The organism is Microbulbifer flavimaris (assembly GCF_001641755.2).
GTDB lineage: Bacteria > Pseudomonadota > Gammaproteobacteria > Pseudomonadales > Cellvibrionaceae > Microbulbifer > Microbulbifer flavimaris.
On record NZ_LRFG02000003.1, the window covers coordinates 306,181 to 329,633 of the forward strand.

Annotated in this window: 18 protein-coding genes; 1 reads left to right on the plus strand and 17 read right to left on the minus strand. The window is 56.1% G+C overall.

Annotation, left to right across the window (positions count from 1 at the left end):
• Positions 1–6: 6 nt before the first annotated feature.
• The 6 genes from AWR36_RS10500 to AWR36_RS10525 all read right to left on the minus strand — a co-directional run bounded on the left by AWR36_RS10500 (position 7) and on the right by AWR36_RS10525 (position 8,253).
• Complete coding sequence (locus tag AWR36_RS10500; protein ID WP_141398518.1) at positions 7–660, minus strand: GIY-YIG nuclease family protein; 654 nt, start codon at positions 658–660, stop codon at positions 7–9.
• Positions 639–1,505, minus strand: coding sequence for a phosphoadenosine phosphosulfate reductase family protein (locus AWR36_RS10505; protein ID WP_067084528.1), 867 nt, complete (start codon positions 1,503–1,505; stop codon positions 639–641). Before AWR36_RS10505 ends, AWR36_RS10500 begins: the two co-directional genes overlap by 22 nt.
• The gene (locus AWR36_RS10510) at positions 1,498–4,977 is read right to left on the minus strand and encodes a hypothetical protein (protein ID WP_067084530.1); all 3,480 of its coding nucleotides are present in this window, start codon (positions 4,975–4,977) and stop codon (positions 1,498–1,500) included. The genes AWR36_RS10505 and AWR36_RS10510 overlap by 8 nt, the downstream gene beginning before the upstream one ends.
• The gene (locus AWR36_RS10515; protein WP_067084532.1) at positions 4,974–5,903 is read right to left on the minus strand and encodes a DUF4007 family protein; all 930 of its coding nucleotides are present in this window, start codon (positions 5,901–5,903) and stop codon (positions 4,974–4,976) included. Before AWR36_RS10515 ends, AWR36_RS10510 begins: the two co-directional genes overlap by 4 nt.
• Positions 5,893–6,090: a hypothetical protein gene (locus AWR36_RS10520; RefSeq protein WP_067084534.1), complete on the minus strand. Its 198-nt coding sequence runs from the start codon at positions 6,088–6,090 to the stop codon at positions 5,893–5,895. The genes AWR36_RS10515 and AWR36_RS10520 overlap by 11 nt, the downstream gene beginning before the upstream one ends.
• 369 nt (positions 6,091–6,459) lie before the next feature.
• Complete coding sequence (locus AWR36_RS10525) at positions 6,460–8,253, minus strand: DUF885 domain-containing protein (RefSeq protein WP_067084537.1); 1,794 nt, start codon at positions 8,251–8,253, stop codon at positions 6,460–6,462.
• Between the two features lie 272 nt (positions 8,254–8,525).
• Here AWR36_RS10525 and AWR36_RS10530 point away from each other — a divergent pair, with 272 nt between their 5' ends.
• Positions 8,526–9,107, plus strand: a complete 582-nt coding sequence (locus tag AWR36_RS10530) for an LOG family protein (RefSeq protein ID WP_067084539.1) — start codon at positions 8,526–8,528, stop codon at positions 9,105–9,107.
• A 281-nt stretch (positions 9,108–9,388) separates the two neighbouring features.
• Here AWR36_RS10530 and AWR36_RS10535 read toward each other — a convergent pair whose 3' ends face one another.
• From AWR36_RS10535 to AWR36_RS10585, 11 genes are read right to left on the minus strand one after another with little or no spacing between them, the layout of a single operon-like run.
• Positions 9,389–10,585, minus strand: coding sequence for an AGE family epimerase/isomerase (locus AWR36_RS10535; RefSeq protein WP_067084541.1), 1,197 nt, complete (start codon positions 10,583–10,585; stop codon positions 9,389–9,391).
• Positions 10,578–11,573, minus strand: coding sequence for a carbohydrate kinase family protein (locus AWR36_RS10540; protein WP_067084543.1), 996 nt, complete (start codon positions 11,571–11,573; stop codon positions 10,578–10,580). Before AWR36_RS10540 ends, AWR36_RS10535 begins: the two co-directional genes overlap by 8 nt.
• 3 nt (positions 11,574–11,576) lie before the next feature.
• Positions 11,577–12,746 carry a glycoside hydrolase family 10 protein gene (locus AWR36_RS10545; protein ID WP_067084545.1) on the minus strand — a complete coding sequence of 390 codons (1,170 nt, stop codon included), beginning with the start codon at positions 12,744–12,746 and terminating at the stop codon, positions 11,577–11,579.
• 2 nt (positions 12,747–12,748) lie between these two features.
• Positions 12,749–13,852, minus strand: coding sequence for an ABC transporter ATP-binding protein (locus AWR36_RS10550; protein WP_067084548.1), 1,104 nt, complete (start codon positions 13,850–13,852; stop codon positions 12,749–12,751).
• A gap of 16 nt (positions 13,853–13,868) precedes the next feature.
• Positions 13,869–15,449, minus strand: a complete 1,581-nt coding sequence (locus tag AWR36_RS10555) for an FAD-dependent oxidoreductase (RefSeq protein ID WP_082679540.1) — start codon at positions 15,447–15,449, stop codon at positions 13,869–13,871.
• The gene (locus tag AWR36_RS10560) at positions 15,446–16,948 is read right to left on the minus strand and encodes a DUF4127 family protein (protein WP_082679541.1); all 1,503 of its coding nucleotides are present in this window, start codon (positions 16,946–16,948) and stop codon (positions 15,446–15,448) included. Before AWR36_RS10560 ends, AWR36_RS10555 begins: the two co-directional genes overlap by 4 nt.
• Positions 16,941–19,508, minus strand: coding sequence for a glycoside hydrolase family 38 N-terminal domain-containing protein (locus AWR36_RS10565; RefSeq protein ID WP_067084554.1), 2,568 nt, complete (start codon positions 19,506–19,508; stop codon positions 16,941–16,943). Before AWR36_RS10565 ends, AWR36_RS10560 begins: the two co-directional genes overlap by 8 nt.
• On the minus strand, positions 19,505–20,332 hold the full coding sequence (locus tag AWR36_RS10570) for a carbohydrate ABC transporter permease (RefSeq protein WP_067084556.1): 828 nt from the start codon (positions 20,330–20,332) through the stop codon (positions 19,505–19,507). The genes AWR36_RS10565 and AWR36_RS10570 overlap by 4 nt, the downstream gene beginning before the upstream one ends.
• Positions 20,332–21,192 (minus strand): carbohydrate ABC transporter permease, encoded by an 861-nt coding sequence (locus AWR36_RS10575; RefSeq protein ID WP_067084558.1) that lies wholly within the window; start codon positions 21,190–21,192, stop codon positions 20,332–20,334. Before AWR36_RS10575 ends, AWR36_RS10570 begins: the two co-directional genes overlap by 1 nt.
• Positions 21,192–22,100 (minus strand): ROK family protein, encoded by a 909-nt coding sequence (locus tag AWR36_RS10580; protein ID WP_067084560.1) that lies wholly within the window; start codon positions 22,098–22,100, stop codon positions 21,192–21,194. The genes AWR36_RS10575 and AWR36_RS10580 overlap by 1 nt, the downstream gene beginning before the upstream one ends.
• Positions 22,093–23,355 carry an ABC transporter substrate-binding protein gene (locus AWR36_RS10585; RefSeq protein WP_067084562.1) on the minus strand — a complete coding sequence of 421 codons (1,263 nt, stop codon included), beginning with the start codon at positions 23,353–23,355 and terminating at the stop codon, positions 22,093–22,095. The genes AWR36_RS10580 and AWR36_RS10585 overlap by 8 nt, the downstream gene beginning before the upstream one ends.
• Between the last annotated feature and the right edge of the window lie 98 nt (positions 23,356–23,453).

Sequence of the window (23,453 nt, forward strand, 5' to 3'; positions counted from 1 at the left end):
TGTCCCTTATCCGTAGCGTGAAACCAAAGGTGGATTAGTGATTTTTTGTAAAATCTCTTCCATCGTTGTCGTAATAGACTCATCGCTTAGAGAAATTTCATCTTTGATATATGAAATATATATGTCTTCCAGCGGAATCGATGTCTTTGCAAGCCGACCCGAAAAATCGGTTTTCCCCTCGAAATGTTGAAGCAATCTTTTTTGTAAATTATTAGCTTTTCCAATATATACGGGTGGCGCCTGACCTAGCAAACATTCTATCAATGTCGCTAACGCAATCCTATTCTCCTTAGATTTTTCCAGAGTATTAAGTAGCGTTAAAATTTTATTGTGGTCACGGATCTTACCAAAGATTCGCTCATCGTCTTCACCCGCAAAAGGCGTGCGGACAATTGTCGCTTGAATCCGAGTGCTCTTGAGCTTCTCTACGTGCTGCGGAAATTCGCATTGTATTCTCTTAAATAGGTTAATTAGGCTGTCAAACTCTAGGCCCCTCACCGTGGGCCAGTAACGCCAAATATATATACCACTGCAAGTCGGTATTTTTTTAAAACCGCGCGTCAATGCGATATAATTGTGGCCTCGCAAGAGCCTTAACTGCTCAACTTTTAATGCTGAGTATTCTTTATTGAACCTGCTCATAGTGAACAAATTAAACAAGCTTGATCTTCCGGATCATCATCCTCTGCATCGCGCAATAGATCTTGCCATCGCTCAGACACTACTCTGTTGCTGGCAATGATGCCCCGCTCTTTCTCTCTCTTTTCGGCTCTAGCTACAAGTTCATCAACAGTACCTTGCGAGGACCAAGTGTAACCGTAGCCTCCCACTTCGACTTCGCCATCTTGCCAGTCAAATTTTTTGCGCAGGCGTTGTTCATAATCCTTTGCTTTTTCAAATAATTCTGGATGATTGCGTTTTAAGCCCAGCCACTCATCCTGACGCTGGAAGAAGCAAAAATAACACCCTGACCTAGAACGCCATTTGTAATATTCCGGAATTCCAACAGTATCCTCTAATATTTGAAAAATATCTTCGCGAACAAGGCCATCATCAATGAAGGGGAAAATAGCTTTAATGTTCTCCTTTTGACTGATGTAGCCTTCCCGGTTTTCGTCCGCACGAATTCCAATGTAACTAATGACAGGGTCATCACCAACAAAATCTTCAAAGGGCTGAATTTTCATCACTCTGGTGCACCAGCGCTGCTTTGCAGAAGGCAGATACCCATTGTGTACTTTCAGCCAATGATCAAAACTTCTACCACTTCCTAAGCGAATTATTTCTTTATCAAGATATGACTCGAGCCGGTCCAAGAAATCATAGACCTCTTTCAACTCGGCACCAGTATCGGTGAAAAAGTATTCGACATTTTCATGAATTTCTGGATAGCGCTGCTTGAGATAGACAGCAAGCGCAGCACTATCCTTGCCCCCAGAAAGACCCAGGACGTGACGAGGACTATCATCGAAAAGCGCGCTTTTGATGGTCATTTTTTTAGCCATTTCTTACCTGCTTCAACTTTGGTTTCTTGGCTTTACTTTTTTTGTCTTCGGATGCTTTTTGACGCTCGTTCAGGAATTCATCGACGAGCTCAGCCAGTACAGCCAATTGCAGCTCACTATCTTTATGGGCGCTTAATGCTTCTTTAAGCTTCCCTTTCACATCTTGTATCGCTTCATGCCGGGCTTTATCAATCGCTACGACTTCATCAATAGGATCACAGCCTTTTTTAAGCGATTTTAACAAAATAACATCAAAATCCCCCTGCAGTTTTTCAGCTGAGCGATCGTAGTGCAGCCTTAGCGTCTCAAGATCGAGTATTCTCTTTGCAAAATCACTTAGCCTTACATCTGCCTCACTCAGATCAGTATCTGTCCATTTGGCTGTGGGCTTTCTACCCAAGAACATCAGCACGTTCTCAAGCCAGGTGGAATCATCACCATCCTTTTTCGTCAAGCGCTTAATGAACGCCTTCAGGCCATCGATATCAACCGTGTGCTGGTCCAGCCCCTCATAGCGTCCTATTGCCTTACGTCGAAGGTCTGCGAGCTCCTGGCCTTCATCCATATGTAGGGCTCTGGATAAATTCTTCACTTGACTGTCCAGCATTTTCGGGTAAGCAGCTTTCAATTCCTGCAGACACCCTTGCAACGTTGCCGCCATTCCCTCCAAGTTTGGCACTTCTTGCTTTAGTTCATTCTCAAAGCCGAGCGCTTTGGGTAGATCTTCAAATAGCAGACTTTCTGGGGATTTAGCCAGCTGAAAGGCATCTCGCACTCGTTTCGCTTTTCCACTGATTGCTCCACTCTTCGTCTTTAATGTGTAGTGTTCCAACGCGCCCAGCCAGTTGGCCAAAGGCCTTACGAGCTCAATAACGGTCTTTTTAGCCTTGTCACCGCCTTCAATGATCTTGTTATATTCCTCGTAAATGGACGCGCGCAAGCCTGATATTCTAAACCTTTGTACAGTAAATTGGTCCGGTCGCTTCACAAAGCGGTCTACCATTTCATCAGTAAAGAACGGCCGATAGCGTCTCTCCTCGTATAGGGCTAGCTCATGCTGATAAACGACATAAACTGCCATATAGAGAATAGGCAATACACCGGCCTTCACCCCATAAGGAGGAGCGATCAACTCCTGATTGAGTTCAGCAAAAGACCTGGGAGCATTTTCGGTCTCGTCTAAAAACTGCTCGATGCGCTGCCAGACCAAATACAAAGCTGAAGTCTTCGGTGGCGCCTGGAACTTGCCCTCTTTGCGCGAATGTAGTCCGGTTTCACGCAATATCGACCGATAAATGGCCTTTTCAGGTGGAAACTTTTCAATTCCTAAGTCCACTTGATCGGCATTGTTCAGCATCGCAATTAGCAACTTATTACGAGCAGCATTAGCTTGTGATGAAGGGCGATCTCGATTTATCAGCTCATTGTGGAGAAATGGTGATTTATTAAAGGCATTAGCTAGTACATCGGATATAGCTTCCTGGAACCCTCTCTTATCGACCACAGTGATCTGTTTACCATGGTGGAACCACCGTGCGTCCTGCGGCCGTTCAAACAGTTCCTGCAGTAATGAATTTTGTGATAATTCAGCGGCTGTCAGCCGATCCTCAAACTCTCGCTTGGCAACGGGATCCGTATTTAGTTCCTGGCGCGTGTTCTGTATGCGTCTTAAAGCGAGAACTTCGGCAGTTGCCTCTCTGAGCTGGGAACCATTCAAGCATAGCGCCGTAATATCTAAGGCCGAGTAGAAGTTAATCAAATGATCTTTAAAATGCTTTTCATCATCTTGTGCCGCAGCCAAATAAAAAAGGATTCTTGGCTCTTCGCTAGCTTGAGCTGATTTTTTATAATTGTCTGCATCAATAAATTCCGGCACAAAATAGCGCAACGCACCACTTTTTATCGTATAGCGACGGGCCACAATCGGCATCAAGGCCTTTTCTTTATTTAGCTGCTCTGCTAGTGAGAAATCCCCTAGGTTGCTCAGCTCTTCAGCTACGGCGGCTTCTAAGTCGAAGTCACTACCTTGCCAAACTCGATATTCATTACTGAACTTGCGATAGGTAATAATCGACTTGTCTAGCAACGGTTTTAAACCTGCTCTCTTGGGTGACTTGGCAGATACTTGCAAAATCGCCTTGGATGCCTTAAAGCCGCCTTTGGCGCCGATAATGTTAAGTATGCCAACGGTTTTCAGCATATTGACTTGATTTTCTGGAGCATCACCAAGCCGCTCGATGGATGTCACCACCTCCGCCCAGCGTCGGTGCGTTGTATAGTCACCAAGTACCGCGGGCTGATTGGTTATAAAATAGTCATATATGTCATGCGGATAAATCCAATCCTCTGCATTCTCAATACGAGCCAACATATCCTGTAAACCAAATTCTTCATGGCTCCCCAGGTAGCTGAATAACGTGCGTTCATTTTGAGCGACTTTTTGACAAAGCAGTGGCAACAAGATCGCACTTACAGGATGGAGTGGATAACATCCCCTGAACAACTCGATGGCTGAACTCTTATCGAGAACACCTGGCAAAGCATCCTCACTATTTAGAGTGTCGACGACAGAAGCTACATAATCTGAAACATAGCTTGCTTCGGCTTTAGTGAGCTTCTGTGAAAATGCCGCATTTACTACTCTTAAGACTTGCTCACTGGACTCGAGAAAAGGAACTTCCTCAAAACGTCCCTGGACTTTTGACCATTCATTTTTCAGGCTTTCACCAAGTCCCTTCGCATATTGCTCAAAAGATTGATGTAAAAGCACAAAGAGAAAGAGTCTACTATTGCCTCCTTCGCAGGCATGCTCAGCCAAGGATTGCAACAAATAAATATCGTTAGCACCGTAGTGCCGAGCTTCGTACTCGAGGAACTTTCCGAGTTCATCGATTACCAGAAGAATTCCGTTGCTATTCGCTTTTCCAAGAGAAAGTAGTAACTGTTTAACAAGCTCTACGACTTCAGAAGTGGCAACTTTGCTTTTTTTACTCGCATCCTTAAGGAGCCTCAGCACCTTCGGCTTGGCACCCGGCTGACCAGCCCAAAATTTTTCGGCCGCAGCACATAAAGCTTTAATGATTTTGTAAGCCATCGGCTCTGGAGAGCCGGTTACCAGTACTCTAAGGTAGCCGTTGGTACCTTTTATTTCCTTTGCGAACTGCTTGGCCAGTTCAGGCGCCGCTGACTTTAAGATAGCCTGTGCCGCTTTCGTGGGCTTCTCGTTAGGCGCCGAAAGCAAGTGTGCTGAAAAGCTCTGACAGGAAGACTTACCCGAGCCATATGGTCCAACAATTGACCAGGCTCTTGGGGCTTGTTCAGACGAGAAGCCTTCACTGATACGCCTAAAGAGACTCAATGCTCGAGATGTGGGAATGTAGGATTTCACCACCTCGAGAGAATCAGCATCTCTTTCTAAGTTGATCGAGCGCGTATAGTGTGTATTAACTACGATTTTTTCAGACAAGCTCATGCAGCCCTCTCTTCTTGAGAATGCTCATAGTGTTTTTCAATGAACTTCATACCGTTTGTGGTCTCTTGCATGAACAGCTGATGTTGACCTGCAGTATCTCGAATTTCGAAGACCTGCGGCATATACGCGACGAGCTCCTCAAGCTTCGTCACTAAGCTTGATTCAGTCAAACGGAACACTGATCCAGGAGCAACATAGTCGTCTCGGCTATACATCAGGTCCTCTATCGGAATCACTGATGTATTTTTCGCCTTGAACAATTGACACACTGCATAGCCCAGCACACCCACGGGGATCTCTGGGCGTGCTTGAGGGCGAGACTGATAGCTTCGGCCGCCGGCCGATTGGGAAACTAAGTTGAGCAAGGAAAATGGCGAATCCAAAGCGTCCTCTAACGGCATCCGGGTATTGCCTTTGGATTGTGTGTACATTCTCGTCAGTAGACCCGCATCATTCTTGAGCGTTGTGCTAGCTGGCTTCTTTTTTGCGATGACCTGATCGTAGACAAAGTCTTTCAAGGCCGTTGCTAGCTCTTGACCGGTGAACTCAGCTTTGTGGTAACGATTGAAAAACCAATACCAAGAGGTTGCCAATGCGGTGTTAGTCACCAAAAGCCAGTGAAGCAGCCAAATAGTGGCTTCATCTTCCAAATAGGGATCAAAGCCCTCTTCTCCAAGTAGAGCAAGCCCCAATTCTGTTGGCTCGCCAGTGGCTACGTCTGTCATCTGACAGGCTCTTAGCCAGTACTTAATAGAGGTGACCATGTTTTTGCCAACGCCGAGCTCTACCGTTGCATTATCGTCATCGAAGACTCTCGCGCCTTTTTTACTTTGCACAAGCGCATTAAAGCCCTTTGAGAGCCAGCCATAGCGAAGTGCAAACGTTTCGTGGCGGCCAAAAGCCATGTTGGCTGCATTAAATTTCACGATTTTTACCTTGTTCTTGTTTTACGGCTGGAAATGCGCTGTTACTTCTTTTTAGGAGGAACTGCTCGACATTGTCTAAAAACCATGACTTAAGGTTCACACCGTCTTCTTTTAGTGCGCTGTGAAGCTCTTTTTTGAGGTCGGGCTCAATTTCGATGACGATTCGACCGCTACTACCGATGCTCATTTTTTAGACGCTCATGTTATGTAACATAGTTTGCTGTGTAACATACGTGAGGTAAAATTGACTGTCTATATATACAGGGAAATATTCACTCCTTCATAGCAGCTGCTGGTTAAGCAGCGACCCTATTTGGCCAAAAAACAACCAGCGAGGTTTGTTTTCTGCCAACCATGAGCCCAGGCAATCTGATTGGCATCGTGTGCATGAATGCCCCGCCAACTGTGGACAAGCATTAACAAGATCTAATTTGACTGTCGCTTACGGACAAGGCTGCTTACCGCGCCTTGGCCTACGCGAGTAAAACAACTGTGATATTGATTGTGAAGACTTCAGAAGGCCCTACAGGGTGTCATCAACAGTGGCGGGAAGCTCTTATTGTCTCTGGACCACCTTTATAGAGTCCTCTAATCGCGTTTCTAGCATCTCCATCGGCAAAGCCCCATTTGCCAACACCGCATCGTGGAATGCCCTCAAATCAAACTGACCCCCAAGCTCCTTTTCAGCCTGTTCACGCAACTCCCGAATCTTGATCTCCCCCATCTTGTAAGACAGCGCCTGACCCGGCCAGGAGATATAGCGGTCGACCTCAGCGCGCACGTTGGCGTCTGACAGGGAGGTATTGTCGGAGAGGAAGTCCAGCGCCTGCTGGCGAGTCCAGCCCTGGGAGTGGATGCCGGTGTCGATCACCAGGCGGGCGGCGCGCCACATTTCGTAGCTGAGGCGGCCGAAGTGTTCGTAGGGGGTGGTATAGATGCCGTCCATCTCTTTGCCCAGGCGCTCGGAGTACAGCGCCCAGCCCTCGCCGAAGGCGCTGAGGTAAAGGCCTTTTCGGAATTCCGGTACGTTCTCCAGTTCCTGGCTGAGCGCGCCCTGTAGGTGGTGCCCTGGGACGGCTTCGTGCAGGGTCAGCGCCGGCAGTTCGTACAGCGGGCGCTGGTCCAGGGCGTAGGTGTTCACCCAGTAGGCGCCACCGCGCGTGCCGCCAATGGCGGACGGGTTATAGGAGGCGGTGGTGTAGTTGGGAGCGATCTCGTCCGGCACCGGCACCACGCCGTAGGGCAGGCGCGGCAGCTTGCCGAACAGTTGCGGCAGACGGTAGTCGATCTTCTTGGAGATGTAGGCGGCTTCTTTCAGCAGTTCTTCCGGAGTCTTGGCGTAGAACTGCGGATCGGTGCGCAGGAACTCGGTGAATTCCTCGAAACTGCCGTCGAAGCCACTTTCCTTGATCAGTTCTTCCATCTCGGCGCGGATGCGCTTCACTTCCGCCAGGCCGATCTTGTGGATTTCGGCCGGGTCCATATCCAGGGTGACGTAGCGGCGGATGCCGTGACGGTAGTACGCCTTGCCGCCGGGCAGCTGTTCGGCACCGATGGTGTCGGTGGCGGCCTGCTGGTAATCCCCTTCCATAAAGTCGGCGACGCGGGCGAAGGCCGGTATGGCCTCTTGCTGGATTGCCTGTTTGCCCTCGGCGCGCAGGCGCTGCTGTTCTTTGGCCGGGATGCTATCCGGCATCTTGGCGAACGGCTCGTAGAGGCTGCTCTTGGTGGGGTCATCATAGACCTGGGCGCGCACGGTGGGCGCGATGCCCTCCACCACGATCTTCGGCAGCACGAATCCGTCTCGGATGCCCTGGCGCATATTGGCGATGTTCTCGTCGAAGTAGCGGCCGAATTCGCGGATGCGGGCGATGTAGTCTTCGTAGGCTTTGACCGAATTCATGTTCAGGCCGTCGTTGGCCTGCAGGGCGTTAGCGAAGAAGCTGTAGAAGGTATTCAGAGGGATGCGGTCCAGGTAGAGCTCGTTGGCCTCAATGGAGTCCTTCAGTACCCAGCTGAGCAGGTCGCGGTTGATCCGCTCGGCTTCGGTGAGCTGGTCCGCATCGATGCCCTGCAACTGGGCGAGGATACCTTTTTCCGCTTTCAACCGCCGGACGCGGTCTTCCGGCGCCACGCCGGGCAGGCGATCGTTGTAGTCCGCCAACCCCATGCGGCCAGCCATGATCGGGTCCTCTTTCAGGCTGTACTGCCAGTGGTCGTCGATGACCTGCTGCAAGGTTTCGGAGGCGCTGGCGGCGTGTGCGCTGGTAGCAGTGATTGCCAGAAAGGTGATGGCTGCCAGCAGGGTGGGCAGGAAATTCCGCTGGCACGCGCCGAGAATGCTCGCCATAACTCTCTCCACAGTATTTATTTGTTGTTGTTTTGGTGTCGTTTTTTTGTGACACAGGCCCGGAACCTTACCATGACAGGCGCATAAAGGGACTGGCCGGCCACACTTGTTCGATTACAGCGCATTGCATGCCCGCTCACGTGTTTTCTTGGTCAGGCGATAAATACTGGGCAGGCAACGGCGACAGTGTGCAATGCACTGCGGCCTGTTCAGCGAGTAAGCGCTAACATTGTTACCAGCGCGATGGTCAGAGGGCTGGCCCCGGAGGAAGCATGAAAAATATCTGTGTCTACTGCGGCTCCAGTCCCGGGCGGCGGCCCGAGTTCCTGCAGGCAGCCGGGGCACTGGCGGCAGAACTGGTGGCGCGAGATATCGGCCTGGTCTACGGTGGCGCCAGTATCGGCATTATGGGTGCGCTGGCGGATGCCGTGCTCGACAAGGGCGGGCAGGTCACCGGCGTGATTCCGGAAGCGCTGGCAGTGCGGGAGGTGCCGCACCCGAATGTCACCGAGATGCGGGTGGTGAGCTCGATGCATGAGCGCAAGGCGATGATGGAGGCGCTCTCGGATGGCTTTATCGCCCTGCCCGGCGGGCTTGGTACCCTCGAGGAGTTATTCGAGATCCTCACCTGGGGACAACTCGGTTTCCACCAGAAACCCTGTGGATTACTGGATGTTGCCGGGTATTACCAGCACCTGGCCACCTTCCTCGATCACTGTGTGACGGAACAGCTGCTGCAACCCCAGTACCGGGCCATGCTGCTGGAGGCAGACGACCCCGCGAAGCTACTGAAACTGATGGAAAGTTATCGCCCACCAGCACGGGATCAGCGCATCTCCCGCGATGATCTCTGATTCAGCCTTCTCAGCCGGTAAGTGAATACCAACTGCGAATACTATCCAGACCAACTGTGGATATTCGGTTACTCACACATTCCTTGGATAGAGTTGTGAATAAGTTCGGAGTAAAGCGTCTGGACCGCATGGTTACTGGGACTGTGACAGGCGTGTGAAAAAACGACGATTGCTCACCGTTCCTTATTGAGTGAGACAGCCCTGACACCAACCGATAAAAAAACCGCACCCGATGAGAACCCGGTGCGGTTTTTCTTGCATTAGCTTTGCTTGCTCAGCGATCAGGTGCGCTGCAGCAACTCGATTACTTCCCAGGAGGCCCCGAGTGTGTGGTAGTCACACTTACCGCCGGCGATACTTTTTTCATTGGAGTATTTGCGGTTCTGGCGATCCAGAATCCGGTACCAGGCACCGTGCTGGTGGTCGATCATGTGGGCCCAGCAGTACTGCCAGATACGGTCGTACCATTGCCAGTAAATCTCTTCACCGGTGGCCTCTGCCAACAGCGCGGCGGTGGCAAAACTCTCCGCCTGCACCCAGAAATATTTGTCGCCATCGCAGATGCTGCCGTCGGGTGCATGGCCGTAGACGATACCGCCGTGTTCACCGTCCCAGCATACTTCCAGCGCACGATCGAACAGACTGCGAGCCCGCTCCAGCATCCACGGCTCCGGCCGATAACGGTACAGAGTGAGCAGTAACTTACTCCACTCGGTCTGGTGGCCGGGCTGGAAGCCCCAGGGGCGGTAGAGGTTTTTGGGGTCGTCGCGGTTGTAGTCCCAGTCGATCTCGAGGGCCTCGGTGTAATGTTCCCAGATCAGGCCATCGGCCTTATCGGCGAGGGTGACGGCAACAGTCCCGGCAAGTGTGTAGGCGCGGTCAAGGAATTGCTCGTCGCCGGTCGCCTGGTGCGCAGCCAGCAATGCCTCGCAACAGTGCATGTTGGCGTTTTGCCCGCGGTAGGTGCTGATAGTCTGCCAGTCAGCCGTGGCTTCGTCGGCGTAAAGGCCGGCATCCGCTTGCCAGAAATGCCGGTTGAGCAGATCCCAGGCTCTGTAAAGATCTTCCCTGGCACCGTCCATTTCCAGCTCGACGCAGCTGGCCAGCGCCAGGATCACAAACGCGAGGCCGTAGCAGTGGTTGGTCTGGTCCACGGGCGCGTTGTTGTTCAGCAACCAGTTGTAGCCCTGGCGTTGCTCGTCCCAGTGCTGATTCCGCAGGTAGTGCAGGCCGTGCCGGGCGCGCTGTAAATCTTGCGCATTACCTGAATGTCGGTACGCACCGCAGTAGTTGAAGATCATGCGCGTTGAGCTGACCAGGTGTTTGAAACCCGGATCAAACACCGTGCCATCATCGAGGTAATTCTGGTGGAAGCCACCCAGACGCTCATCGGTTACATGTGGCTGGTAGAAGGCCAGGATGCTATCGACGTGCTGCTTGAGAAACTCGGCGCTGCGGAAGTTTGGGATATCAGGCATGGTGGCTCCTTGCAGAGAGGAAGGCGTCAAGCGATTGCTGGTCGGGCAACGAGGGAAATGCACCGGCTTTGGAAGCCGCATGGGCGCCGCAGGCGCAGGCGAATTGCAGGGCCTTGTCGAACTCGGCGCTCTTTGACCAGGCTTCCAGTGTTGCGGGCGCAACATGCTGTCGGGCCAACTGGTAGATCAAACCCCCGATAAAGGCATCGCCGGCTGCGGTGGTATCCACGGCAATGGTCTGTGGGGGCTGCACCTGGCCATGCCCTCCCGCACGGATCCATTGCAGCGGGTTCGGGCCGTCAGTAATCAGCAATAGCTGCGGGCGCTGTTGCAGCAACTGCTCGTGTAGTTCGTGCAACCTGTTATCGGTTGCCAGATAGTCCCGCTCTTCGTGACTCATTTTGACGATGTCCGCCCGCTGCACCAGTGCCAGCACCCGTTCGCTATCTGCCGCACCGCTCTGCCATAAATTGTGGCGCAGGTTGACATCGACGCTCACCAACCAACCCTGAGCCTGGGCGGTTTCCGCAGCGTGCAGTGTGGTCGTGGCGATATCGGCATCCGTAAGGCTGTTGGAGCAAAGGTGCAGGATGCCGTGGCCGGCAAACGCTTCCGGCGGGAAATGTTCCGGACGGAAACAGAGGTCAGCCGCCGGTGGGCGGTAGAATTCAAAGCTGCGCTCGCCGCTCTCGTCCAGGGAGACAAAAGCCAGGGCGGTCTTGGCTTCATCGGTAAAGCGGACATAGTCGGTCTTCACACCCTGTGCCTTTAAAGCGTCGAGCAGGAAACGGCCGAACAGGTCGTCCCCGAGCATGCCGGCGAAGTAGGCCTCGCCACCGAGGCGCGCGACCGCGACGGCGGCATTGGCGGGCGCACCGCCGGGAAACTTGCGGAACTGCTCCTCGCCGCCACCCGCTTTGCCTTTACCCGCAATGCGGTCGGACAGCAGATCAACCAACGCCTCGCCAAAACAGACGACTTTCAGCACAACTTATTCCTCCCCCTGCAGGTATTCGGGGAAACGGACCGGCTGCGCCGCATAGGAGGCGCGGATGGATTCGCGAAAGTGTTCCAGCCCCTCGTAGAAAAAGAACACCTCGCCCAGCAGGCCGGCGCGGCGGTTGGCCGCCAGCATGCCTTCAAACAATACAGGACTGGGCAGCTGGTCGCCCACCTTGATCAGCACGCCGGGGACAAACTTCTGTCGCTCACCATCGGGAATCAGCGCCAGCGTCTGCTGCAGGGCCGACTCGTAATCAGCGAGGTTATGACGGTAGACCTGCGGCACCAGCAGGTCGACATTGTCTTCCCGCAGCCATGTGGGCCAGTCCTGCAGGTATTCCCGCTTCGACCAGGGGTAGATGGAAGGAGAGAAAGAGACGATCAGGTCCGGCCGCACCGCTTTTACCTGTCGGTACAGGTCTTCCGCATAGTCGTTGAGGATCGCCGCGCGCCAATCGACCCAGTCTTCCGCCTGGCTATCCGCCGGCGGCATCTGTCCATCGTGTTCGCGCTGGTAACGCTCGATCACCGCCGGGTTGTAACCGCCCTCGGAGGGCATGGCCGGCAGGCGGTCGTCACCCTGGATCCCGTCCACGTCGTAACGCTGCGCAACTTCCAGCACCAGCGAGCTCATGAAAGCCTGCACTTCCGGGTCCAGAGCATTCAGCCAATCGAACCCATTCTTGGTCACCAGCTCACCCTGTGCGTTGAGGGATTTCCAGTGGGGTTTTAGCCGGGCGATCTCACCGCCATTGGCAGAGTGGGAAGAGGAAAAGCCAAACTCGAACCAGGCGATCACCCTGATACCCCGGGGGCGGGCCGCGTCGATGACTTCCTGCAGTGGGTCGCGTCCGCTGCCGGACGGGTCCAGCTCCGGGTCCATGGCTATGCCGGTGAAGTTATGCATGACTTCAGACGGGTAGAGAGTCTGCCCCTTGTTCCAGGTAACGACAAAGATGGTGTTGATACCCAGTTCGTCACAGAGGGCAACCGCCTCTTCGATGCCCTCGCGGCTGTACAAAGCATCGCTGGCCACATTGGTGAGCCAGACCCCGCGCACTGCCTCGGGCAACACAGCTTTCCCCACATTTCCAGGCTCCCCTGCCCAGCAGAAGTGGGCGAGCATCATCAGCAGGGTTAACCTGACAAGCTTGCGCATATTCAGTGCTCCGCCATCGGTTTCAGGGTCGAGATGGTCTGCTCGTTGGCGTCGAACAAGTACAGCTTGTCCGCTGCAAACCTCAGGCCCACCTCGTACCCGGGGCGCGGCAGTAACTGCCCCTGGCTCTGTACACAGAGTGACTTGCCGCCCAGGGTGCAATAGAGAAAACTGATGGAACCCAGCTGCTCTACCGACCGCACCCGTGCGCGCAGTTCGCTGCTGTCATCGATGGTGGTGTGCTCTGGCCGTATGCCCAGGGTCAGCTCATCGCCGCCGGCAGGCTGTGCGTTGCATGAGATCGACAACTCCGCTTTGCCGCCCTCTCCCTCCACGGCGACCTCGATTTTCTCTCCATCAACGCCTGTGCTGACTACCGGAAGAAAGTTCATCTTCGGCGAGCCAATGAAGCCGGCCACGAACTGGTTGGCCGGGTTGGTGTACAGCGCCATGGGTTCACCGACCTGCTCTACCCGGCCGTCCCGCAACACCACAATGCGGTTGGCGAGGGTCATGGCCTCGGTCTGGTCGTGGGTGACATAGATCATGGTGGCACCGAGGCGCTGATGCAGGTCGGCAATCTCCGCGCGCATCTTGACCCGCAGCTCAGCGTCCAGGTTGGACAGCGGCTCATCGAATAGAAAAACGTCCGGGTCCTGCACCAGGGCGCGACCGATGGCGACCCGCTGGCACTGGCCACCCGACAGCTCGCCGGGCTTGCGTTTGAGGTAGGGTTCCAGCTGCAGGATCTCGCTGGCTCGCTCTACTTTTTCCGCAACGGTTTCCTTGGCCACTTTGCGCATGCGCATGCCGAAGCTGAGGTTCTGCTCGGCGGTCATATGGGGATAGAGCGCGTAAGACTGGAATACCATGGATACCCGGCGCTGGCTCGGCGCGAGGGCGGTGACATCGCGGCGGGCGATATGAATACTGCCCTCGGTCACGGTTTCCAGGCCGGCGATCATACGCAGCAGCGTCGATTTGCCGCAGCCGGACGGTCCGACGAATACCACGAACTCCCCCGGTTGTATCTGCAGGTCCACCCCATGAATGGTCTGGGTGCTGCCAAAGCGTTTCTTGACGGACTGTAGCTGTAACTCTGCCATGGGTAATGCTCTCTACTCAGGTCCTGTCGGCCATTGCCGGGCTCTCGGGCCAGTGAAGGGGGATGCCACTTTCCTGCAAGGTGTTCTGGAAAGCCACCACGGTATCGTTTCGCGAAGCCAGCGTGGCGGGATCGATTTTCTGGCGGATGCAATGGGAGGCGAGGAGTCCGGCCACCTCGCCAACCAGCCACTCGATCGGATGTACGCGGGTGGCGGCATTGACCAGGTGGGTGACGCTCAGGTTTTTGCAGGCGGGCAACAGGTTGTCCGCATCGGCGGGAATAAAGATTTCCAGCGGTAACTCGAATGGCCGCACCCGCGCATTGGAACCCATACCGGATTCACAGGTGGGGTGGATGTCCATGTTGTACAGGCCGATGCCAACACTGTGCTCGCAGCGCACCGGATCCCACTTTCGCGCCGGATCCAGCTCGATCTCCGATTGGGTCAGGGTTTGCAGGCCGACAATGCGGCGCGACTCCCGCACGTAAACCTGCTGGGCAAAGCCGTCTTCGGTGCCCAGTGCGTCAGTGGCCAGTGACAGTTCCGGAAAGCCCGAGCCTGTTTCGCCAACCCAGGATCTGGGCGCATCGTGCTGTAGCCAGTAGGCCAGGCACAGTGACAGTTGCCGCGCTTCTGCTGCTACCTGCGCCTGTGTCTGCGGACCGTCGAGCAGCGGGTGCAGTGCGTAATCGTTCTGCGCCCAGTTGATCAGGCTGATATCCTCGCGCTCGTCGCGCCAGTTATTGGCAGCGACGATGCGGCGGTAGCGCCACAGGTCCAGGGTTTTGCCACTGGCGAACAGCGGTAGCTGTACCGACGAATAGCCCTCGTGCCCCGGCAGGTGATCACTGAAGAGCGGATAGTCATAACGAGGCAGTACGTAGCTCTTCCAGAAGTCGTAACTTTCCGGACGGGGGATCGGCTCCGCTGCGGAGGGTTCCGTTTTCTGTAACGCGAATACATAAGTCACTGGCTGCTGGTCAGCCATGCTGGCCAGTTGCGGTGCCTGCCGCTCGTTAAACTCTGTGCGGGATTCCTTGCCCAACCGGTAGGGCAAATCTGCCTGTGCCAGCAGTTCGCCGGTGTCGGTGGCGTCGAGGAAATACTGTGCGGATACTCGCAGTCGCTCGCCCGACTGGTTCTCCAGCTCTACCCATTCGACTCTGCGGCCAGTGCGCGCGGTGCACACCGGGCGGCTTTGTTCCTCCACTACCAGCAGGCCGCTGGCGAGATGTGGCTGCAGTAAATTCCGCAAATAGCGCTCCGCCACCGCAGGCTCGAAACACAGGCGACTCACCCAGCCATCACCCGGATTGCAGCCCTCGGTCAGGGTGCCGTTATCGGTAAAGTTTTCGTCAGCCAGATAGTGATCGCGAATGGCGCGACGGAAACGGTAATAGCTTTTACTCGCCCCGAAAGACTCGATATAAGGATGTTCGTCCGGCGGCACCCCCTGACTGGTGAGCTGTCCGCCGATCCAGTCGAACTCGCTGCTCAGTAAGGTGCGCACACCTCTCTCGCACAGCTGATAGGCCGCCAGGACGCCGCCGAGGCTGGCACCGATGACAGCGGCCTCGATCAATATAGTCCTCACGCCGTCACCTCTTCCCGACTGGGTTCCACCACAGTGGTTCGCAGGCCGATTTCAAAACTGCGCTGCCAGGGCAGGTAGAGACTGTCGAGATGGATTCCGTCAAAGCCCTCCTCCTGTAGCCACTCACGCGCCTGTTCCAGATAGAGCTCTTCCAGTGCGTCGAGCAGGCGCACGGGATCGGCTGCGGCCTCCGGCACCTGCCGGCGCAGCTGTTGGCGGAAATCGGCCTGGTAGCGCCAGTCGTCCAACAGCCGGATCGCCAGCAAGTGACGATTGTGCTCTGGTGAGCCGCCATTCACGGCGATGCAAACCTGGGCCACCAGGCTGCCGATGCTGTTACTGGCGGTGTTCCAACCCGCATAGGCGGTGAGTGCAGGCAACGGTATTGGCAGTGCCTCCATCAGTTGTGGATCGCCACCATTGGCGTAGGCGAGATCGAGCAGCGCCAGTGGTCTGTCTGTGTCTGCCAGGGAGGCGAGCCAGTCGTCATCGTTTTCCGATGGCGAGGGCAAAGGCTGTTCCATGGCCCAGTCGCCCTGCTCGGGTCCGCTGGTGTGCACTGCGATCACCGCATCCGCCTGTGAGTTGTTGCCGACCAGCTCGGCACCGGCAGCGGCGATCTGGCAGCGAATGGACTCCAGCACCGGGCGGTCCTCATAACGGGCCACCATCCGCTCGATGGCATCCGTCTGGTGAAGATGCAGCGCCAGCCGGGTTGTTGGCAGGACGCCAAGGGTCTGCAGCTGATGGACCAGCAGGGTGTAGATCACCTCGTCCGCACCGGGATAGATCAACACGCGATCGCCCAGATCGCGCTTGTCCACCATGGACTGCAGTTTGCGACGCTCGGCGATATTAAAACCGTATTCGGCGGTATCGTCCTGGGGCAGGATCAGGCGGTCGATCACACCCGCTTCCACCAGCTGCAGCACGCGACAGGTCACGGAAAAATTGCGCGCACGGGTGGCGAGATAGTCCTGGCGAATCTGCTCGGGAATCATGGCCTGGGTCATATCAGCCCATTTCTGGTCCTCGGCTTCGCCGAGGCAATCAAAACGATCGCTGTGATAGGACCAGCGCCAGATCAGCTCGCCGTAGTCGGCCCAGTAGAGCTTTTCTTCCTCGTTCTCGTTGTTGTTGGACAGGCGCATGGTCGCGCAGAAGGCGTAGACCGGTCGATCGGGGAAGCGCTGTTTCAGGTTACGCAGCAGATCGAGGTGCTCCAGCAGGGACGACTCACTATCCTCGATAAACCGGGATGGGACCAGGCCGCCGTAGACCAGCATATCGATGGAGAAGATAAATCCATCCGCAGCCTCGCCATATTCTGATACCCACTGTGCGAGGTGGTTGCGGTCGGCGGGCTCACGAAAGTAACCCAGCGCTTCCACCGCCGGACACATCAGCTCGCAGTCGGCGACTCGTGCCAGCAACTGCACCTGCTCCCGCGTTACCGGGCGGCCGTCCACAGGTAAAGCCAGTATGCTCTTCTTAACCACGGGCGTGCTCCTTCACCTGTTGTGCGAGCACAAAGGTGGCGATCTGTTTGGGTTTGACCGTCAAAGAATCCGGGAGCGTTTCTCCCGCGAGGTCAGTGCGGACTGCCGCCAGGTCGAACTGGGCCGTCACTGGTTTTGCTGAGGGATTCCACACCCGGATTTCCGTACCGGCTGCAACCCGCCGCACACTGCTGACCTGCAGCTCTCTGTTCCGCAGCTGCGGACTGCAAATCTTCAGAGCCGAATGGCCACGCAACACTGATACCGGCTTGCGGAAGGCGGCGGCCCGGTCCAGAAGATCGACGTGGCCGGGTGCTTGCAGGGTGAAAGCAAATTCAAAGCGATGGTCACGCAGGCATTGCGCATCCGGTGTTTGCAGATCAGGGCCGGCGCCGAGACCGCGGGTTTTCAGGTCGCGGCGGGAGAGCCAGCCGACACTGCGCACGAGGGTGATGGCAAGATGATCCTGCCCTGCCCCTTCGATAACCTCAAATTCCTGTAGTCCCCGGTGCACAAAGCCGACGGCGCCGGCACTGATGGCACTGTAACTCGGCAGTACCGAGACGGGCGCTTCCTGCTGGCCCTGCGCCTGCATGGGCACCGCATATTGTTTGGCGCGCTCGGCCCAGTCGAAGGCGGAATCCGATCCTGTGTGCGTTATCGACTCGAGCAGCGGAAGCATCAGCCGCAGCCGCTGATCGCTTGCCCGGTTGTTCCATTCCAGCGTGCAGTGCAGCAGATCGTCATCCGGGAGCAGGCGTAACTTCAGGGTGCCGTGGCTGACGACCTGGTGATCGGAAACATCCTGCCGGTCTGCCGACAGTCCCGCCGGCTGTTCCAGGGCGAGGTGCAGCTTCAGCTCGCCAATGCCCCCCGGCAGCTGTCGGCATTGGGTGCTCCGGATCTGGGCGCGATAGCGCTCCGGTCCCAGCGGGGAAAAGTTATAGGTATCCCCCGTGTCGGTTTCGCTCACCAGTGCGAGGATATCGGTATACCGCTGCCCGCTTAATTTGTCCTCAATGATGAGAGAACCACTTCCCTCTACGCGGACACGATAAAACTCGTTTTGCAGCGAGGCTTCCCGTGTATCTGTGGAGCTGGAGGTGGCTTTAACGTTGTTTTCTTTCTGCGCTTTTCTCGCCAGGCAGGACTTTAGTTCCAGACCCGCCAGTTCCGACTTGATCGCAACGGTGTACCGGTGGCCATGCACCATATCCGGGAAATCATCCAGCGGCGAGGTGAATTCCTGTGCGGCCTCACGTTGCAGCACATATGCCTCGATGGAGTTGCCCTGGTTGTCCGACAGGTTCAGTCTCTCTGCTGCGTCTCCGGCAAGGAAAAGCGACTGCACCGTCCAGCCGGCAATGGGTTTGGGCGACGGGTTAAACAGGCTGAACCGGCTGTCATCGGCAAACGGGCTTGGTAACCCATGCTCGCGAGATGCCACCAGTTGTGGGTTGATCATGCCGGCATCGGACTGCGCCAACTCCTGTAGATAGTCGAGGCGCTGCTGCAATTGTGCGAAGCGGGTTTCCATTTCCCGGTGCACGGCATCGACGCTGCAACCGCAGATGGAATCGTGGGCGTGCTGCTCGATCAGCAGCTGCCACGTCTGCTCCAGGTAGCGGGCGGGATATTGCCCACCCGGGACAACGGCCAGCAGCGGCTCGATCAAGCCGGCAAGCGTGTCCTCCAGCTGTTGATTCTGTCGCTTGAGATACTGGCGGGTGGAGAGCACATCGGGCAGGACAAAGGCATTACGGTTACCGCGCAATTCACCCTGGAAAGTAGAGAGTTGCGGAGCGCTCGCTCTAACTTCTTTGATATAAGCCGCGAGCGTGGTCTGCTGCAGACGGTAGTTGTCCTGCCCGGCGTTGAAGTGCTCGATGCGCGACTGCAGGCGCGGATCGCTGAGCAGATGGTCGCCGCCCTGGGTCAGCAGTAGCTGTCCGGATTGACTGCGCCCGTCGATCTTTTCCAGATAGCCGTTCAGGCTTGCCTGCCAGTCTTCCGCGTTAAAAGGGTGCTGGTAGTAACCCTCAGTCAAAAAAACCGTGAAGACCTCACTGCCATCCGGTGCCTGCCAGACCAGCTCTGAATGATCGGCGTCGATGCCGCGCCAGGCGACGGCATTGTCGATGCCAAACCCGCACAGTATCTGCGGCATCTGCGAAATATGGCCGAAGGTATCTGGCAGGTAGCCGACGGCCTGGCAGTGACCATGCCCGCGCGCGCGCCGCATACCCATTTCGAGATTGCGCACCAGCGACTCGCCACTGCAGAGAAACTCATCGGCCATGATGTACCAGGGGCCGATGATAATGCGCTCTTCCGCTACGTACTCACGCACGCGTCCCGCCAGCGCCGGTTCGGCTTCTCGATAAAAATCCTCGATCGCCGAGACCTGGCCATCGAAGAGAAAATAGCGTAACTGTCCGCTGTCGAGTTGCGCCACGACCTGCTCCATCACCTGCAGCAGGCGACCGAGAAATGTCTGGTGCGGGTAATACCACTCCCGATCCCAGTGGGTCTGGACTACGACGGCAACGTTTTTTGTCATCCTTTCACCGCCCCGCGCATGGCGCCCTCGATAAAGTATTTCTGGCTGAACACAAACACCGCCAGGATCGGCAGAATCGAAAAGACTGCACCGGCAGCCACCAGGCGCCAGTCCATGGAAAATGTATTGGCGAGACGATTCACCCCCAGCGGCAGGGTGTAATAGCCGGGATCATCCAGAATGATCAGCGGCCAGAGAAAATCCCCCCAGACGCCGATAAAGCTGAATACCGCCAGCGTCGCCAGCGACGGTTTCACCAGCGGCAGCAGTACATGCCACCAGATCTGCAGGCGGGAGAGGCCCTCGATCATCGCCGACTCCTCCAGTGCACGGGGAATACCGAGGAACGCCTGCCGCATCAGAAACACGCCGAATGCCGTGCAGGCGTGCGGCAGCACCAAGCCGAGATAGGAGTTTTGTAGACCCAGGTTGATGGCGATGTTATATACCGGAATCATCAGCAGCTGGAACGGGATCATCATCGAGCTGAGCAGCAGGATAAAAATCAGGTTCTTGCCGCGGAATTCCATCCGCGCCAGCGGGTACGCCGCCAGCGAAGCAAAGATCAGGTTGGCCGCCACGGCCAGGCCTGCCACCAGAACACTGTTCTTCAGGTACAGGAGAAATGGTTGCGTGTCGATGACCCGCCAGAAGTTCTCCAGCGTTGGCTGCGCCGGCAACAGCGACGGCGGATACTGGAAAATATTCTCGCTACCGGATTTCAGTGCCGTGGACAGCAGCCACAGGAATGGCCCCATGGTCAGCAGGGCCACCAGTGCCAGCGCCAGGTAGCGTGCGGTGATGGAAAGGTAGGAACTTTTCATCAGCGCTTCCTCAGTACGAACAGGTTGATCATCGACAGGCCCAGGGTGAGCAGGAACAGCACCACACCCGCGGCAGAGGCATACCCCATCTCAAATTCCTCAAAGGCGCTCTGGTAGATGAAGTAGACCAGCGTCTTTGTGGCATCGAGCGGGCCACCCTGGGTCATCACATAGACCTCTTCGAATACCTTCATGGCGGCAATGGAGGACATCACCGCGACGATGGCGATCGAGGGCTTGAGCAGCGGAATGGTGATATGGATGGTCTGCTGCCACTTGGACACGCCCTCCACTTCCGCGGCTTCATACAGGTGCCTGGGGATGGATTGCAGCCCCGCCAGGTAGATCACCATGTAATAACCGAGTCCGGTCCAGATGGTGACGGCCATCACCGAGAAAAGTGCATTGGCGGGGTCGGTGAGAAATGCCACCGGGTTGTCGGTGATACCGGTGGAGAGCAGGAAGTAATTCAGGATGCCCTGCTCTTCGTAGACCCATTTCCAGATCAGGCCGGTGACGACCAGCGAGGTGATCACTGGCAGGTAGAAGATTGCGCGGAATATCTTGATGCCCGCCAGGGATTTGTTGACCAGCAGGGCGAGAAAAATTGGTGCAATAACCAGAAAGGGCACCACTACAACCAGGTACAGCAGGGTATTTCCTAGGCTGTTCCAGAAGAACGGGTCCTTGATGAGCTTGCGATAGTTGTCCGCCCCGACGAACCGGGACTCGGTGATCATGTTGTAATCGGTGAGGCTGGCGGCGATAGCGTGTAGCATCGGGTACAACACGAATCCGCCGATAATGGCACAGGCCGGAATCAGGAACAGGTAGGGCGCCAGGCCCTCGCTTTTCTGCATTATGCACCCCCTACCTTGCGATGAATCAGGGCAGCGGCGCCGTGGATGCCCGCATCATTGCCCAGCTTCGCCGGCTGGATCTCCAGTGGCAGGCCGGCTTCCTCCAGTTTGCTTTCCAGTACCGGCCACCAGTCTTCGCGGGCACTGACCAGGCCGCCGCCGATCAACACCCGGTCCGGATTCAGCGACCAGTAGATATTTTCCAGCGTCAGCAGCAGGAATTCACAGAAGCGGTCCCGGGCTGCGCGGCCCGGCGCTTCATCGCGTCGCAGCGCAGACAGTACATCACGACCATTCCGGAAACGCGTGCTGCCGTCCAGCTGATTGGCAATATTTGCCAGACCGGTGCCGGAGACCAGCTGCTCCAGGGCGACGGTCTTTTCGCACTGCCAGGGGCTCGGCAGGCGCATCTGGCCAAAGTGACCAGCGACAAAAGAAGCGCCCGGTAGGATATTGCCATCGATACTGATAGCACCGCCGAGCCCGGTGCCGAGGGTGATCATTACCGTGCTGCCGGCGCGGTATTCCGGTGAGCTTGCCAGCTCCCCCAGCAATGCGGCTTTGACATCGTTTTCCGTTGCCACCGGCAATCCGAACTGAGTCCCGATCACTTTTCCCAACTGGGTATCTTTCCAGCCGGGAATCGCCTCTGTGGCATCGACCACGCTGCCCGTTTGCGGGTCGATCACCCCGGCGCAGGAAAGACCGACGCCCACCGGCGACCAGCCCCGGTCCACTGCCTGCACATGGCATTCTTCCAGGGCCGCACACAATGCCGCGAGTACGGAATCGCGCCCTGCGCTGATATCCGTCGGGCGATCAGAGACAAAGTGACTCTCTTCACCCACAAAGACAGCGCTGCGGATTTTGGTTCCGCCCAGGTCAGCGACCAGTACGCAATCAGTCATCGGAACCTCCCAGGAAAAGCGCCCAGGTCTCTGCGGTTTCATCCAGCGCTTCATCCACGGACAGCTTCCCCAGCATGGCGGACTGCAGGTTGTAGACAAAACTGGTTTTCAGCTTGCTGTAGTTCGGCAGCGGCGGCACCAGCACACCGCCTTCGAGAATCTGCTGTGCCGACAACAGGCGGGCACGATCGACGATGCCAGGCTCTGGTCCCAGCTCACTGAAGAACGGATCGCGGTAGCTCTCCGCAGTGGATGGCATGAGTGGCACGCGGTGAGCCAGCGCCATCTGGTTTTCGTGATTGGTCACAAAGGTGGCAAAGCGGAAAGCGGCTTCCTTGTTCTGGGAGAGCGCCGGCACCGCCAGGTTCATCACCGCCACGTTATAGGGCGCACCGGCGACTTTGAGCTGTGGTGCGATGCCGACCTTCTCGAATAAATCGGGGGAATTGATGCGGATATTGTTCAGGAACTGCATACCCGTAGTGATCATCGCCACCTCGCCGGACTGGAACAGGTCGACGGCTTTGCGATGCCCCTCTGTCAGCACATTGCGGGGGATCAGGCCCTGCTGGTAGAGGTCACGGTAATAACGGAAAAAAGCCTGGCCGGCCTCGTTGTCGAACCCCACCGCACTGCGGCTTTCATCCACCAGCTGTGCTCCCATCGCCACCAGGCTTTCCATCGGATGGCTGCCGTCCATGGCCGGGAAGTAAGCGTATTTATCCAGCACGGTACGGATGCGTTTGGCCGTATCCAACAGCTCGACATGGTCCGATGGCACCTCCGCATCAGCCGTTTCAAGCAGTTCGCGATTAAAAATGGTGACGGTGGTGGAGAGATACCAGGGGATGGCAAAACTCTGGCCGCGGTATTTGTTGGCCTGCCAGATATTGGGAAGGTAGGCATCGATCTCTTCGGGAGCCAGGAACTGCTCCGGATCTGCCAATGCCCCGTACTGGGCGAGCTTGGCGGCGAACTGGGGATTGAGGTTGACCAGGTCGGGAGCCGTGCGGGCCGCCACTGAGGCCAGCACCTTCTTTTCCATTTCCTTCCAGGGCACATCGACCCATTTCACCCGCACGTCCGGGTTCTGCCGTTCGAATTCGGCAATCAGCCCGTTCACGTATTCATCGTGAAAAGGGGAGAGCTGCATGGTCCAGAACTGTATCTGGGTGGCCGCGCTGACATAGGCACTGAACAGTGCCGCGAAGCCAACCGCAATCAGCCTGGTGACTGGGCGGAGGATCAATTGCATTATTGGTTTTATCCTTTCTTATCACCCCGACTGTAAACCAATCCGAATTTGAAAATCAAACCAATTGGTATAGTATTTTCGTCACTACCGGCCAATTA

What these genes read in the sequence shown, in the direction of transcription:
- AWR36_RS10530 (WP_067084539.1), top strand. Translation starts at nt 8,526, where the DNA reads ATGAAAAATATCTGTGTCTACTGCGGCTCCAGTCCCGGGCGGCGGCCC.
- AWR36_RS10510 (WP_067084530.1), bottom strand. Translation starts at nt 4,977, where the DNA reads ATGAGCTTGTCTGAAAAAATCGTAGTTAATACACACTATACGCGCTCG.
- AWR36_RS10525 (WP_067084537.1), bottom strand. Translation starts at nt 8,253, where the DNA reads ATGGCGAGCATTCTCGGCGCGTGCCAGCGGAATTTCCTGCCCACCCTG.
- AWR36_RS10520 (WP_067084534.1), bottom strand. Translation starts at nt 6,090, where the DNA reads ATGAGCATCGGTAGTAGCGGTCGAATCGTCATCGAAATTGAGCCCGAC.
- AWR36_RS10565 (WP_067084554.1), bottom strand. Translation starts at nt 19,508, where the DNA reads ATGACAAAAAACGTTGCCGTCGTAGTCCAGACCCACTGGGATCGGGAG.
- AWR36_RS10580 (WP_067084560.1), bottom strand. Translation starts at nt 22,100, where the DNA reads ATGACTGATTGCGTACTGGTCGCTGACCTGGGCGGAACCAAAATCCGC.
- AWR36_RS10545 (WP_067084545.1), bottom strand. Translation starts at nt 12,746, where the DNA reads ATGCGCAAGCTTGTCAGGTTAACCCTGCTGATGATGCTCGCCCACTTC.
- AWR36_RS10550 (WP_067084548.1), bottom strand. Translation starts at nt 13,852, where the DNA reads ATGGCAGAGTTACAGCTACAGTCCGTCAAGAAACGCTTTGGCAGCACC.
- AWR36_RS10535 (WP_067084541.1), bottom strand. Translation starts at nt 10,585, where the DNA reads ATGCCTGATATCCCAAACTTCCGCAGCGCCGAGTTTCTCAAGCAGCAC.
- AWR36_RS10575 (WP_067084558.1), bottom strand. Translation starts at nt 21,192, where the DNA reads ATGCAGAAAAGCGAGGGCCTGGCGCCCTACCTGTTCCTGATTCCGGCC.
- AWR36_RS10585 (WP_067084562.1), bottom strand. Translation starts at nt 23,355, where the DNA reads ATGCAATTGATCCTCCGCCCAGTCACCAGGCTGATTGCGGTTGGCTTC.
- AWR36_RS10505 (WP_067084528.1), bottom strand. Translation starts at nt 1,505, where the DNA reads ATGGCTAAAAAAATGACCATCAAAAGCGCGCTTTTCGATGATAGTCCT.
- AWR36_RS10570 (WP_067084556.1), bottom strand. Translation starts at nt 20,332, where the DNA reads ATGAAAAGTTCCTACCTTTCCATCACCGCACGCTACCTGGCGCTGGCA.